The organism is Mycobacterium lentiflavum, from assembly GCF_022374895.2.
GTDB lineage: Bacteria > Actinomycetota > Actinomycetes > Mycobacteriales > Mycobacteriaceae > Mycobacterium > Mycobacterium lentiflavum.
On record NZ_CP092423.2, the window covers coordinates 2,646,160 to 2,658,499 of the forward strand.

Genomic DNA, 12,340 nt, shown 5'->3' on the forward strand with positions numbered 1-12,340 from the left:
CGCCTGGGAGCCTAATCGACATTCGGCTTTTCGGCGTGATATCACGCAGTTTCGGCGGGCGCGCCAATGCTGCAGTCGCACTGGCGAATTGATTGAACACGCGATGTAGAAAAGGTTAATCAGGGACTGCCGCGGATTCGCCATAGAGGTCGGCGGTACGCCGCCGATAAGCCGGGTCTGCCAGTGCGGTGTCGTGCAGCGCGGTGAGGTGTGTCCAATACAGCCAGTCGGCGATCGCCGCACGTCGGGTTTCCGCGTCGACCCGACGGTGTGCGGCCCGAAGCGCAAGCTGTTCGGCCGCGGATGCGTAGGCGTGAAACGCCCGCAGGTGTGCGTCCTCTCGGCCGGTATCGGTGCTGAACATCGGTTCCATGACTTCGAACCACAACATGCCTTCTTCGGCCGGCTCAGTGCTGGCCGCGGGCGGGGGCGGCAACCGGTCGCGCAAGCTCTCATCGGGGACGGTCGCCAGCCATTCGGCCGCCTGCGGATCGACCACCTCCAACCGGGACCGGCCGACCATCTCCCCGCTATCCGGGATGTCGTCCGGCTGCAGCACGAACTTCTCCACCCCTGGTGCGGAATCGGCCAACTGCTCCTCGGTGGCGATGACCGCCCGCAGCTCGTACCCGTGGTGCTGCGCCCAGCCCTGCACCGCGATCACCGGGTAGGTCGCCCAGCTCGCCCGGTCGGCGACCGGGATCTCGTCGTCAGCGCTGGCCAGGTACACCGGTTCGGGCAATCGCACTCCGTCGGGGATATACGCGATGCCGTAGCTGTTGGCCAACACAATCGCGCCGTCGGTCGTCACCGCGGTCACCCAGAAGAAGCCGAAATCACCCTCGTCGTCGTCGCCGCCCGGCACGTTCAAGGCGGCGGCGATGCGCCGGGCCAGCAGCAGCGGATCGACCCCGTCGCGCCGCGCTGCGTCCGCGGTGGCGGCTTCGGCGACGGCATCGCGTTCGGCCCGCGCCGCTGATACCGGGATCGAGGCCATGACGGCGTCCCGGGTGCGGGGCACCGGTGTTGTGGCGGTCGAGCCGCTTGCCGGCTTGGATCCGGAGTCCGGGGCCGGATCGGCGGCGACGGGGGAGGTGCCGGGCGCCTGCGACGGCGTGCCGGTCGGCGCGACCGCGGGACCTGTTGCGCCGCCACCGGCATCCGGGGCCGCCGACGGTGGCGGCGGCTGGGGCATGGCCGGCGCTGCCGGACCGTGCGGTGTCGGAGGGGCCGTCGGACCCAGCGGAGCCGCCGGAGCCGCCGGACTCAACGGGGTGTGCGCGGCGGGCGTCTCGACCGGCATCGGTCGAACCGGCCGGTCGTGGGCCGGCGGGGGCGCCACCGGTGGGTGGTGTGCCGGCGCCGGGTGCCCCGCCGCCGGTCGCAGGGGTGCGATGGGAGGCTTCGACGACCCCGCGAGTGACTGCGGGATTCCGCGGCCGCCTGCGCCGCCACCTGCTTGCGAAACCGAAAACAGACCTCGACCGCCCGCGCCCCGCGGCGGAGTCGACGCCGGTCGATCCTTTTGCGTTGCCGGATCCGGGGCGATTCGTGGATCGCCCGGTGGTTTCGAACCGTCGGCCGTTGCGGGCCCCGGCCCGTTTTGCATGCCCGACTCAGTCGGTGTTCCCGGGCCATTCGCCGTTACCGGTCCATCCGCCGTTGCGGGACCATCGTCGGCGCCCGGGCCTTCGTCGGCGCCCGGGCCTTCGTCGGCTCCCGCACCGCCCGGAATTGCCTGATCAGCGGGGTTTTGCGGGTCGCCGGACACGTCCTGATCGGTCGGCGCGTCACCTGCATCCGTCGACGTGTCCACCGACGCGGGCTTCACCGCGCCGTCTGACGCGTCCGGGTCGGCGGGAGCGCCCCACGCCCCGGAGTCGACGCCGTCGCCGGCATCCGGACCGGCCGGGCCTGCCGACGGTCCAGGATTGAAGGCATCCTCCGGCGCCTCCGGATTCAGCGGTGCCGCGCCACCGGCGAAGCCGGGGTCCGGCGCACTGGGACCGCTCGCCGCCGGCCCCGTGGAGTGCCCAAGCTGCTCCGGCGCTGGAGGTGGCGCCGACGACACCTGCGGACCGCCGCCCGGCACCGGTGCCTGCACTGCTGAAGACGCGACCCTGGGCGGTGGCGTTGCGGCCTTGTCCCTGTTGCCGGTGAACTGAGCCTGGTCGAGTTGATCGCCCAGCTTCCGGTCGGTTTCGGCGTACCTGCGAGCGGCGGCAGCGATCTTTGATCCGGTCGCCGTGATGGCGGCTTGGGCGGCGGGCAACCCTTCCGTCACCGGCGCCTCGATCATCGGCATCGTCACGTTGATCGCTTCCGACACCGGATCCGCGCCGGTCGCTGCCCACGGCGGCGGCGGCTGCGGCAGCACCTGGCTCTGTAAGGTGGCGCCGGCGAGCTCGAGATGGAACGGGTCGACGATCAGGTGTTCAGGCATTGCCCAAAATCCTTGCCCAAAATCCTTGCGTAGCAACGCATTCGATACCCCCCAGGGCGAACTACATCGATTGCACCACGATCGTGACCGACCCACAACAGCGAGCAGACCCAACGCCGAGCCGTCGGGAGCCTAACAGCTACCCGACCCGCGGCTTGAGATGTTTCGACGGCGTTGGCCGGACGGGCGTAAACGCGTAACCATGCAGCCTCGCGTGCGGCCGTCGACAACGCCGCGCGGGCAAACAGCCTGACCAGAACCGCTAAGGACAGCGATGTGCCATGATGTCTCAGCTGTCGAGAGTGGGGAGCAGCGGTGGATCTGAACTTGTCGATGATCACGCGGCCGGTGGAACGACTGGTCGCGACGGCCCAGAACGGCCTGGAGGTCTTGCGGCTGGGGGGCCTCGAGACCGGCACCGTTGCGTCGCCGTCGCAGATCGTCGAGAGCGTGCCGATGTACAAGCTGCGGCGCTACTTTCCGCCCGACAATCGCCCCGGGCAGCGTCCCGTGGGCCCGCCGGTGCTGATGGTGCACCCGATGATGATGTCGGCGGACATGTGGGACGTGACCCGCCAAGACGGTGCGGTCGGCATCCTGCACTCGCACGGGCTGGACTGCTGGGTCATCGACTTCGGTTCACCGGACAAGGTCGAGGGCGGCATGCGCCGCAACCTGGCCGACCACATCGTCGCGCTCAGCCAGGCGATCGATACGGTCCGCGAAGCCACCGGCGCCGATGTCCATCTGGTCGGGTATTCGCAGGGCGGGATGTGGTGCTATCAGGTCGCCGCCTACCGCCGTTCCAAAGCGCTGGCCAGCATCGTGACCTTCGGATCGCCGGTGGACACCCTGGCCGCGTTGCCGATGGGCATCCCGGCAAACTTCGCCCCGCCCGTGGCCAACTTCATGGCCGATCACGTCTTCAGCCGGCTGGCCATCCCCGGCTGGATGGCGCGGGCCGGCTTCCAGATGCTGGATCCGCTGAAGACCGCGAAGGCGCGCGTCGACTTCGTGCGCCAGCTGCACGACCGCGAGGCGCTGCTGCCCCGCGAACAACAGCGCCGATTCCTCGAGCGCGAGGGGTGGATCGCCTGGTCCGGTCCGGCGATCTCGGAACTGCTCAAGCAGTTCATCGCGCACAACCGAATGATGACCGGCGGTTTCGCCGTCAACGGCCAGATGGTCACGCTCACCGACATCACCTGCCCGGTGCTGGCCTTCGTCGGCGAGGTCGATGACATCGGCCAGCCGGCGTCGGTGCGCGGTATCCGCCGCGCGGCACCCGACGCCGAGGTCTACGAAGCGCGCATCCGCACCGGTCATTTCGGCCTGGTCGTCGGATCCAAAGCGGCAGAACAGGGTTGGCCCACCGTCGCCGCGTGGATCGAATGGCTCTCCACCGGTGGCGACAAGCCCGACAACATCGACCTGATGGCCGATCAGCCCGAAGAGCACACCGACAGCGGCGTCGCGCTGAGTTCGCGGCTCACGCATGGCATCGGCGAGGCGTCGGAGGCGGCGATCGAGCTGGTGCGCGGCGCCACCGGCGCCGTGGTCGCGGCCAACAAATCCATCCGGACCCTGGCCGTCGAGACCGCACGTACGCTGCCCCGGCTGGCCCGGCTGGGGCAGATCAACGACCACACCCGAATCTCGTTGGGCCGCATCATCACCGAGCAGGCGCGCAACGCGCCGCGAGGCGAGTTCCTGCTTTTCGACGGTCGCGTGCACACCTATGAGGCGGTCGACCGCCGCATCAACAACGTTGTCCGCGGCCTGATTCAGGTCGGCGTGCGGCAGGGCGACCGGGTCGGCGTGCTGATGGAGACGCGGCCCAGCGCGCTGGTCGCAATCGCCGCACTGTCCCGGCTCGGTGCCGTCGCGGTGGTGATGCGCCCGGACGCCGATCTGACCGCGTCCGTCCGGCTCGGGCGGGTCAGCGAGATCATGACCGACCCCACCAACCTCGAGGCCGTCCGCGATTGGCCGGGCCAGGTGCTGGTGCTCGGCGGCGGTGAGGCGCGCACCCTGCACCTGCCCGAAGACGGCTCCAAGCAAAACCCGGTCATCGACATGGAGCAGATCGACCCGGATGCCGTCGAGCTGCCCGCCTGGTACCGGCCCAACCCGGGACTGGCCCGGGATCTGGCGTTCATCGCGTTCAGCGCGGTCGGCGGCGAGCTGGTGGCCAAGCAGATCACCAACTACCGGTGGGCGGTGTCCGCGTTCGGGACCGCTTCGGCGGCCGGCCTGGACCGCCGCGACACCGTATATTGCCTGACGCCGCTGCATCACGAGTCCGCCCTGTTGGTCGCCCTGGCCGGCGCGGTCGTCGGCGGTACCCGCATCGCGTTGTCGCGCGGGCTGAACTCGGACCGCTTCGTCCACGAGATACGGCAATACGGCGTCACCGTGGTGTCCTACACCTGGGCGATGCTGCGCGACATCGTCGACGATCCCGCCTTTGTGCTGCACGGCAACCACCCCGTTCGGCTGTTCATCGGTTCGGGTATGCCGACCGGATTGTGGGATCGGGTCGTCGACGCGTTCGCGCCCGCGCAAGTCGTCGAGTTCTTCGCCACCACGGACGGACAGGCGGTGCTGGCCAACGTGTCCGGCGCCAAGATCGGCTGTAAGGGCCGGCCGCTGCCGGGCGCCGGCCGAGCAGAACTCGGTGCCTACGACGCCGAGCACGATCTGATCCTGGAAGACGAGCGGGGGTTCGTTCAGATCGCCGACGTCAACCAGGTCGGGGTGCTGCTCGCGGCTTCCAACGGGCCGATCGATCCGACGGCGTGGGTCAAGCGGGGCGTTTTCGCGCCCGCCGACACCTGGATCTCCACCGAGTACCTGTTCCGCCGCGACGAGGACGGCGACTACTGGCTGATGGGCCGGCGCGGCTCGGTGGTGCACACCGCGCGCGGGCTGGTCTACCCCGAGCCGGTCACCGACGCGCTCGGCCTGATCAACGGCGTGGATCTCGCGGTGACCTACAACGTGCCGTTCGGCAACCTCGAGGTGGCGGTGTCGGCGGTGACGTTGTTGCCCGGGGCCACCATCACCGCGGCGGATTTGACCGAAGCTTTCGCCGCCATGCCGGTCGGGCTGGGGCCCGACATCGTTTGCGTGGTGCCGGAGATGACGTTGAGCGCGACCTACCGTCCCACCGTCAGCGCCCTGCGCGCGGCCGGGATTCCCAAATCCGGTCGGCATGCCTGGTATTTCGATGCCACCAGCGAGCAGTACCGCAAGCTGACGCCGGCGGTGCGGGCCGAGCTGAGCGCTACCTACAAGGGCACCGACGATAAGGGCACCGATGGTTGACGACACGCTGCTGAGCATTCTGGTCTGTCCGCAGGACCGCGGTCCGCTGCTGCTGGTGTCCCAAGAAGACGGCGACGAACTGCTCTACAACCCGCGGCTGCGTCGCGCCTACCGCATCGAGGACGGCATCCCGGTGCTGTTGATCGACGAGGCACGCGATGTCGACGACGACGAGCACGCCCGTCTCATGGAACGAGGCCGTCCGGCAACTCCCCGGTGAGGTAGCGCTGCAGGTTCGGTGCGATGGTGCGCGCGATCTGTTCGGCCGGCAGCGACGCGAACGGCTCCAATTCGAGGATGTAGCGGGCCATTACCACGCCCATCAACTGCGACGCGGCGAACTGGATGCGGATGCGGCCGGTACCCGGTGGATTGTCGACGCGCGGCCCCACTTCGGTGATGATCACCTCTTGGAAAAAGGAGCGCACCAAGCTCACTTCGGCACCGGACAGCAACGACCGCATGGTCGCGATCAAGCCGGCCCCCAGCTCGGAGTCCCAGAGGTGCAACAGCAGCGACGGGAGCCGCAGCCCGAGTTCTCCGACCGGCGTCTCGCGTATCGGCCCAAGCACCGTCATGGGATCGATCGGCAGATGTATCGCCGCGGCGAACAGCTGCTGTTTGGTCCCGAAGTAGTGATGCACCAACGCGGAATCCACGCCGGCTCCCGCGGCCACCGCCCGTATCGAGGTGCGGTCAATGCCGTTGCGGGCGAATAGTTCTCGTGCGCTGGTGAGAATGCGCTCGCGGGTGTCGGAGTTTCCGGCCGGGCGGCCGGGCCGCCGGCGCCCGGTCTTGGCGGCCGTCACGTTATGGCGTTCGGCGCCGCAGTGTCGCCGCGGCCAGGCACAACGCCGCGAACGCAGAACCCGCCACCACGGCGATGTCGCGCACCGCGATGCCGGTCAGTTCGGTATGGGCATTGACCTGTTGCAGGGCTTCCAGCGCGTAGCTGGCCGGCATGACATTGCTGATCCATTGCAGCCAGTCTGGCATCAGCGCTCGGGGCACGATGATGCCGGCCAGCAGCAGTTGCGGCACCATCACCAGCGGGATGAACTGCACTGCCTGAAACTCGGTGCGGGCGAACGCACTACACAGCAGACCCAGCCCGACGCCGAGCACCGCATTGACGATCGCGATCACGAATACCCACACCCAGCTGCCCTTGGTGTCGAAGCCGAGGAACCAGAAAGACACGGTGCACGCCACCGTCGCCTGCGCCGCCGCGGCGATCGAGAAGGCGGTTCCGTAGGCGATCAGCAGGTCGAGCCGGCGCAGGGGAGTGGTCAGAATGCGCTCCAGCGTCCCCGAGGCCCGTTCGCGCTGCATGGTGATCGCGGTGATGATGAACATCACGAACAGCGGGAAGAGGCCCAGCAGGATCAGGCAGGCGTTGTTGAACGGCGCCGGCGTGCCCGGCAAGTGGCGGGCATTGTGAAACATGAAGTACATCAACGTGATAACCAGAACCGGGACCGCGAGGATCATCGCGACACTGCGGTGATCGGAGGCCAGCTGACGCAGTATCCGCGTGGTGGTGGCCGTATACCCCTTGAGCCCTAACCGGCTTCGCGCATGATGTTGCGCTTGATGATGGACAGAAACGCGTCCTCCAGTGACGTGCATCCGGTGTCCTCTCGTAGTTGGGTCGGCGTGGTGTGGGCGACCAAGTTCCCGTCGCGCATCAGCAATAGGTCTTTGCAGTGATCGGCCTCGTCCATCACGTGACTCGAGACCAGCAGGGTGGTGCCGGCGTGGGCGAGGTCGTTGAACTGATCCCAGAGGTCGGCGCGCAGCACGGGGTCGAGCCCGACCGTGGGCTCGTCGAGCACCAGTAGCTCCGGCTGGCAGACCAGTGCGCAGGCCAGCGACACCCGGGTGCGCTGGCCGCCGGAGAGGTTGGCGCAGAACGCGGTCCGGTGATCGGTCAGCCCGACCCGCTCGATTGCGTGGTCGGCGGCCTGGCCGTCGAAGCCGTACAGCGACGCGAAGTAGCGGACGTTGTCGACGATCCGCAGGTCGTTGTAGATGGTCGGGTCTTGGGGCAGGTAGCCGACGCGGCGGCGCAGCTCGGCGGAGCCGGCGGGTCTGCCGAGCACCGTCACGGTTCCCGACGTCACGTTCTGCGTGCCGACGATGCTCCGGATCAGCGTGGTCTTGCCGCAGCCGGACGGGCCGAGCAGGCCGGTGATGCTGCCCTTCCCGATCTGCACCGAAAAGTCGTGCAGAGCTGGGCGTTTGCCGCGGATGACGCGGAGCCGGTCGATATCGACGGCGACTTCGCCGCCGCTGGGGATTAATTCATCACGAGATGAAATCATCATGTGATGAATATCCGCCGGCGGGGCGAGGGTGTCAAGGGTCTGTATGTTCTTCGCCACCGCCAGGTGACCACGAGACACTTTTCAGAAGCGATATCACCTGCGATATCGCAAACGAAAAGGACCTCATGGTCAGGTCGCGGTACAGACGTGACCCATGTGACTACGGGCGCACGGCTCCGGTCAGCTGGGGGAGCCGGGGCGGCGCAACGGCAGATGACCGTGCACGCCTTCGGCGTAGGCGGTCTCGGCGTGCTGCGTGAAGTCGACGCCGGTTGTCTCTTCTTCGGGGCTGATCCGGAAGCCCATCGTCCGCTCGATCACCGTCGCGAGGACGAACGTCACCGCGAACGCGTAGACCGCGACGACGACGATCGCGAGGGTCTGCTTGCCTAGCTGGCCGAAGCCGCCCCCGTAGAACAGGCCCTGCGGGCCCGACGTCATGACGGCCGTGGCCAGCAGCCCGATCAGGAAGACCCCGACCACCCCGCCGACGAAGTGCACACCGACGACGTCGAGCGAATCGTCATAGTTGAAGCGCAATTTCGCGGTGACCGCGAACGCGCAGACGACGCCCGCGGCGAGACCGACGGCCGCAGCGCCAAGCGTGTTGACGGTGCCGCACGACGGCGTGATCGCGACGAGGCCGGCCACCACACCGGATGCCGCGCCGAACGTCGTGGGCCTGCCGTCGCGGATCTGCTCGACCGTCAGCCAGCCCAGCATGCCGAGGCAGCCGGCGACGAGCGTGTTGAGGAAGATGGCCGCGGCAGTCCCGTTGGCGGCCAACGCGGAACCGGCGTTGAACCCGAACCAGCCGAACCACAGCAGTCCCACGCCGACGAAGAGCAACGGCAGATTGTGCGGTCGCATGGCGTCTTTCTTGAAGCCGATGCGGGGTCCGAGCACCAGCGCCAGCGCCAGCGCCGAGGAACCCGAGACGATCTCGACGACCAGGCCGCCCGCGTAGTCGAGCACGCCGAGCTTGGCCAGCCAGCCGCCGGGGCCCCATACCCAGTGCGCGACAACCGAATACACGACAATCGCCCAAATCGGCACGAACACCATCCAGGCGGCGAACTTGGCACGGTCAGCGATCGCGCCACTGACCAGGGCTGCCGTGATGATCGCGAACGTCAGTTGGAACGTCGCATAGAGGAGCTCGGGAACCGTGCCGTGCAGGCTGTCGGGCGTGATGCCGAGCATCCCGAGATGACTGAGGTTGCCGATGAACCCGCCCGCGCCGTCCTCGGAGAACGCCAGCGTGTAGCCGACCAGCAGCCAGGTCACCGTGACAAGCGGGATCGAGACGAAGCTCATCATCATCATGTTGAGCACCCCGGTGGTGCGGACCATCCCGCCGTAGAAAATCGCCAGGCCCGGGGTCATCAACAGGACCAGGGCGGTACTGGCCAGCAGCCACGCGGTGGCAGCGGGGTCGATTGCATGCATTGTTTGGGCTCCTTCGCCACGCGGCAACCGGAGAGTTTGCCATGTTCGGGCGCTCGGTAGGTTCGGTGGGTGGGTGCACGCGAGCTGGTGGTCGACCCGGTCGCGGCGGCGCACCGGCTACTCGGCGCCACCCTGACCGGCCGGGGCGTGCGCGCGGTCATTGTCGAGGTGGAGGCCTATGGCGGGGTTCCCGACGGGCCGTGGCCGGATGCGGCGGCGCACTCCTACCGGGGACCCAGCGGCCGCAACGCGGTGATGTTCGGGCCGCCGGGACGCCTGTACACCTACCTCAGCCACGGGATCCACACCTGCGCCAACGTCTCGTGCGGACCCGACGGCACGGCCGCCGCCGTGCTGCTGCGCGCGGCCGTGATCGAGGACGGCGTCGACACCGCCCAGGGCCGCCGCGGGGCGGCCATCCGTACCACCGCGCTGGCGCGCGGTCCCGGCAATCTGTGCGCAGCGTTGGGAATTACGATGTCCGACAACGGGATTGACCTGTTCAACCCGCACAGCCCGGTATCGCTGACGTTGAACCCGACCGACGGCGCGGTGGCGGGCCCGCGGGTGGGCGTCAGCCACGCCGCCGACCGGCCGTGGCGGCTGTGGCTTGCCGGTCGACCGGAAGTCTCGGCGTACCGGCGAAGTCCGCGGGCACCCGCGCCGGGCGCCAGCGACTAGATTCTTACCCCATGATCCTCGACGAGCTGGGCTGGCGTGGACTGATCGCGCAGTCCACCGACCTCGACGCCCTGGCCGCCGAAGTGCAGCGCGGACCACTGACGGTGTACGCCGGCTTCGACCCCACCGCACCGAGCCTGCACGCGGGACACCTGGTGCCGCTGTTGGCACTGCGGCGTTTTCAGCGCGCCGGGCACCGGCCCATCGTGCTGGCGGGCGGGGCGACCGGCATGATCGGGGACCCGCGTGAGGTCGGTGAGCGCAGTCTGAATGAGGCCGGCACCGTCGCCGAATGGACCGAACGCATTCGCGGACAGCTGGAACGCTTCGTCGACTTCTCGGATTCCGGGAACTCACCCACCGGCGCGATCGTCGCCGACAACCTCGAGTGGACGGGCCCGATGTCGGCGATCGAGTTCCTGCGCGATCTCGGCAAGCACTTCTCGGTCAATGTGATGCTGGATCGCGATACCATCCGGCGCCGGCTCGACGGCGACGGGATCTCCTACACCGAATTCAGCTACATGCTCTTGCAGGCCAACGACTACGTCGAACTGCACCAGCGTTATGGCTGTGCGCTGCAGATCGGCGGCTCGGATCAATGGGGCAACATCATCGCCGGGGTTCGGCTGGTGCGCCAGAAGCTGGGCGCGACGGTGCACGCACTGACGGTCCCGCTGGTGACGGCGGCCGACGGCACCAAGTTCGGCAAATCCACCGGTGGTGGCAACTTGTGGCTGGACCCGCAGTTGACCAGTCCATATGCGTGGTACCAGTACTTCGTCAACACGGCTGACGCCGACGTGATCCGCTACCTGCGGTGGTTCACCTTCTTGTCCGCCGAGGAGCTGGCCGAGCTGGAACAGGCCACCGCGCAGCGTCCGCAACAACGCGCGGCCCAGCGGCGGCTGGCCACCGAACTCACCGTCTTGGTGCATGGCGAGGCGGCCACCGCGGCCGTCGAACACGCCAGTAAGGCGCTGTTCGGTCAGGGCGAGCTGGACCGTCTCGACGAAGCGACGCTGGCCGCCGCGCTGCGCGAAACGTCGGTCGCCGAGCTCAAACCCGGTGGGCCCGATGGGATCGTCGACCTGTTGGTGGCCAGCGGCCTTTCGGCCAGCAAGGCCGCCGCACGACGCACGATCGGCGAGGGCGGCGTTTCGGTCAACAACATTCGGATTGACAGCGACGAGTGGTCGCCGCAGGACTCGGATTTCCTCTACGGCCGGTGGCTGGTGCTGCGTCGTGGAAAGCGCAACATCGCCGGCATCGAAAAGGTCTAGAAAAAGTATTCAGCGGAGATCTCGTCAATCGGAGGGGAAGCCGATATGAGAGGAGGGGAGCCTCGTTTGGAAGGAGCGACGAGATCCCCGCTGTGAGAACTAGTTTTCCCGGATCGACGGCTCGCCGGTATCCCTCAACTGGTTGAATTGCCGGTGGAAATCCCGTGTCCCCCATTAGGGGGACAACATCGTCGGGCACCGCGCCGCTGATGATCTCAAATCACTTATGGCACAAGTGATTTGGTGGACCGATCTGCTCGACCGTGGGCGGCGGGCGCTCAGCGGCAAAACATATTGCACCGGCGGTTGTCAAGAAGTTCGGCGCAAAACGCGTTGGTGTGCAAACCTTTACCTGGCCGTGTCCTAAACGTGACACTCGTTGGCCACTGTAGTCACAGTGATTTTGCGCGGCCACGAACAATCGACGAGAAGCGAGACATGACGGCGCAATCAATGGCTCACCAGGGGACCTTACGGGTCGGCGCACCGGCGAAAGCCTACGGATTTATGGCGCTGACCACGGCATTGATTGCCGGAGCCGCGACGATGGCCGCCCCCATCCGCGCCGACATGGCGGGCAACACCTTCCTGTCGGCGCTGACCAACGCGGGTATCGCCGTCACTCAGCCGGCCACGACGCTGGCGCAGGGGCAATCAGTGTGCCCGATGCTCATCCAGCCGGGCGGCTCGTTCGACTCGGTCGTCTCGGAAGTGGCCACGGGCAGCGGGATGACCGAGAAAAATGCGGGGATCTTCACGATCATCGCGATCGGCACGTTCTGTCCTGCGATGATTGCGCCGTTGGTTCCGGACCGGTTCAAGGCGTAGCA

At 67.7% G+C, this 12,340-nt stretch carries 10 protein-coding genes; 5 read left to right on the forward strand and 5 right to left on the reverse strand.

Annotated elements, in window-relative coordinates; all coding sequences use genetic code 11:
• Window positions 1-115: 115 nt before the first annotated feature.
• Window positions 116-2,443 carry an EspK C-terminal domain-containing protein gene (locus tag MJO58_RS28725; protein WP_276553212.1) on the reverse strand — a complete coding sequence of 776 codons (2,328 nt, stop codon included), beginning with the start codon at window positions 2,441-2,443 and terminating at the stop codon, window positions 116-118.
• 333 nt (window positions 2,444-2,776) lie between these two features.
• On the opposite strand from MJO58_RS28725, the gene MJO58_RS12490 reads away from it, so the two are divergent.
• Both MJO58_RS12490 and MJO58_RS12495 read left to right on the forward strand, forming a co-directional pair.
• Entirely contained in the window at window positions 2,777-5,770 is a 2,994-nt protein-coding gene (locus MJO58_RS12490) for an acyl-CoA synthetase (RefSeq protein WP_239723256.1), read from the forward strand.
• Window positions 5,763-5,990 (forward strand): Trm112 family protein, encoded by a 228-nt coding sequence (locus MJO58_RS12495; RefSeq protein WP_239722993.1) that lies wholly within the window; start codon window positions 5,763-5,765, stop codon window positions 5,988-5,990. The genes MJO58_RS12490 and MJO58_RS12495 overlap by 8 nt, the downstream gene beginning before the upstream one ends.
• On the opposite strand, the gene MJO58_RS12500 is transcribed toward MJO58_RS12495, so the two are convergent.
• The 4 genes from MJO58_RS12500 to MJO58_RS12515 all read right to left on the reverse strand — a co-directional run bounded on the left by MJO58_RS12500 (window position 5,956) and on the right by MJO58_RS12515 (window position 9,546).
• Window positions 5,956-6,579: a TetR/AcrR family transcriptional regulator gene (locus MJO58_RS12500; protein ID WP_090601758.1), complete on the reverse strand. Its 624-nt coding sequence runs from the start codon at window positions 6,577-6,579 to the stop codon at window positions 5,956-5,958. The two genes, MJO58_RS12495 and MJO58_RS12500, sit on opposite strands and share 35 nt — an antisense overlap.
• A 1-nt stretch (window position 6,580) precedes the next feature.
• Window positions 6,581-7,399, reverse strand: a complete 819-nt coding sequence (locus tag MJO58_RS12505) for an ABC transporter permease (RefSeq protein ID WP_090601759.1) — start codon at window positions 7,397-7,399, stop codon at window positions 6,581-6,583.
• Window positions 7,333-8,097: an ABC transporter ATP-binding protein gene (locus MJO58_RS12510; protein ID WP_090608930.1), complete on the reverse strand. Its 765-nt coding sequence runs from the start codon at window positions 8,095-8,097 to the stop codon at window positions 7,333-7,335. Before MJO58_RS12510 ends, MJO58_RS12505 begins: the two co-directional genes overlap by 67 nt.
• Before the next feature lie 180 nt (window positions 8,098-8,277).
• Window positions 8,278-9,546: an ammonium transporter gene (locus MJO58_RS12515; RefSeq protein WP_239722994.1), complete on the reverse strand. Its 1,269-nt coding sequence runs from the start codon at window positions 9,544-9,546 to the stop codon at window positions 8,278-8,280.
• A gap of 69 nt (window positions 9,547-9,615) precedes the next feature.
• On the opposite strand from MJO58_RS12515, the gene MJO58_RS12520 reads away from it, so the two are divergent.
• The 3 genes from MJO58_RS12520 (at window position 9,616) to MJO58_RS12530 (ending at window position 12,338) form a co-directional block, all read left to right on the forward strand.
• Window positions 9,616-10,227, forward strand: coding sequence for a DNA-3-methyladenine glycosylase (locus MJO58_RS12520; RefSeq protein ID WP_090601761.1), 612 nt, complete (start codon window positions 9,616-9,618; stop codon window positions 10,225-10,227).
• A gap of 11 nt (window positions 10,228-10,238) precedes the next feature.
• The gene (tyrS, locus tag MJO58_RS12525; protein WP_090601762.1) at window positions 10,239-11,510 is read left to right on the forward strand and encodes a tyrosine--tRNA ligase; all 1,272 of its coding nucleotides are present in this window, start codon (window positions 10,239-10,241) and stop codon (window positions 11,508-11,510) included.
• Window positions 11,511-12,017: 507 nt separating this feature from the next.
• Window positions 12,018-12,338, forward strand: a complete 321-nt coding sequence (locus MJO58_RS12530; protein WP_276327207.1) for a DUF732 domain-containing protein — start codon at window positions 12,018-12,020, stop codon at window positions 12,336-12,338.
• Window positions 12,339-12,340 lie beyond the last annotated feature (2 nt).

Bases quoted from the DNA above. Each gene is read 5' to 3' on its own strand.
- MJO58_RS28725 (WP_276553212.1), bottom strand. From the start codon at position 2,443: ATGCCTGAACACCTGATCGTCGACCCGTTCCATCTCGAGCTCGCCGGC.
- MJO58_RS12505 (WP_090601759.1), bottom strand. From the start codon at position 7,399: ATGCACGTCACTGGAGGACGCGTTTCTGTCCATCATCAAGCGCAACAT.
- MJO58_RS12510 (WP_090608930.1), bottom strand. From the start codon at position 8,097: ATGATGATTTCATCTCGTGATGAATTAATCCCCAGCGGCGGCGAAGTC.
- MJO58_RS12515 (WP_239722994.1), bottom strand. From the start codon at position 9,546: ATGCATGCAATCGACCCCGCTGCCACCGCGTGGCTGCTGGCCAGTACC.
- tyrS (WP_090601762.1), top strand. From the start codon at position 10,239: ATGATCCTCGACGAGCTGGGCTGGCGTGGACTGATCGCGCAGTCCACC.
- MJO58_RS12490 (WP_239723256.1), top strand. From the start codon at position 2,777: ATGATCACGCGGCCGGTGGAACGACTGGTCGCGACGGCCCAGAACGGC.
- MJO58_RS12495 (WP_239722993.1), top strand. From the start codon at position 5,763: ATGGTTGACGACACGCTGCTGAGCATTCTGGTCTGTCCGCAGGACCGC.
- MJO58_RS12530 (WP_276327207.1), top strand. From the start codon at position 12,018: ATGGCGCTGACCACGGCATTGATTGCCGGAGCCGCGACGATGGCCGCC.